Source organism: Streptomyces sp. NRRL S-118 (genome assembly GCF_000716335.1).
In the GTDB taxonomy this organism is placed as follows: domain Bacteria; phylum Actinomycetota; class Actinomycetes; order Streptomycetales; family Streptomycetaceae; genus Streptomyces.
The window spans coordinates 36,058-37,074 of record NZ_KL591043.1; the positions used below are offsets into that span (position 1 = coordinate 36,058).

Annotated in this window: 1 protein-coding gene; it reads left to right on the forward strand. The window is 75.8% G+C overall.

What is annotated here, in order from left to right; translation table 11 throughout:
* Positions 1 to 1,017 (forward strand): beta-ketoacyl reductase (locus IH00_RS0135785; RefSeq protein WP_039947785.1); only part of this gene is annotated, 1,017 nt, incomplete at both ends.

Genomic DNA, 1,017 nt, shown 5'->3' on the forward strand with positions numbered 1-1,017 from the left:
GTTCTCCTCCGTCGCGGGCACCTTCGGCAACCCCGGCCAGGGCAACTACGCCGCCGCCAACGCCTTCCTCGACGCCCTCGCGGTGCACCGCCGCGCCCTGGGCCTGCCCGCGCACTCCCTCGCCTGGGGCCTGTGGGCCCACTCCGGCGACATGCTCGGGCACCTCGAACAGGACGACCTCGCCTGGATGCGGCGCGCCGGCATCCGCCCGCTGCCGTCCGACCTCGGTCTGGCCCTGCTGGACGCGGCGACCGCACGGGACGACGCCCACCTCGTCCCCGTACGCCTCGACACGGCGACCCTCCGCAAGGAGGCCGCCTCCGGCATGCTGCGCCCCCTCTTCCAGGGGCTGGTCCGCACCGTGGCACGCCGGACCGCCGCTGCCGCCGCCGACGCGCCCGCGGCCGGCGGCCTGGCCCGGCAGCTCGCCGGTCTCGGCCGGGAAGAGCAGAACCGGGCTCTGCTCGACGTGGTGCGCGCGCAGGTGGCGACCGTCCTGGGACACGCCACCCCCGACACCGTCTCCGCCGCACGGCCGTTCAAGGACCTCGGCTTCGACTCGCTCACCGCGGTCGAACTGCGCAACCGCCTGAACGCCGCCACCGGACAGCGCCTGCCCGCCACGCTGGTCTTCGACCACCCCACCCCCGGGGCGCTCACCGACTTCCTGCGCGAACAACTCCTCGGCGGGCAGGCCGCGGACGGAGGGCTCGCGGACCGAGCGCTCGGGAGCGGGCGGTCCGTGCCGGGCGGTCCCGCGGACGAGCCCATCGCGATCGTCGGCATGGCCTGCCGCTACCCGGGCGGCGTGAGCTCCCCGGAGGACCTGTGGCGGCTCGTCGCCACCGGACAGGACGCCGTGTCGCCGTTCCCCGACGACCGGGGCTGGGACACGGACCTGTACGACCCCGACCCGGCGGCGACCGGCAGGAGCTACGCCCGCGAGGGCGGGTTCCTCCACGACGCGGGCGAGTTCGACCCCGCCTTCTTCGGCATCTCACCTCGTGAGGCGCTGGC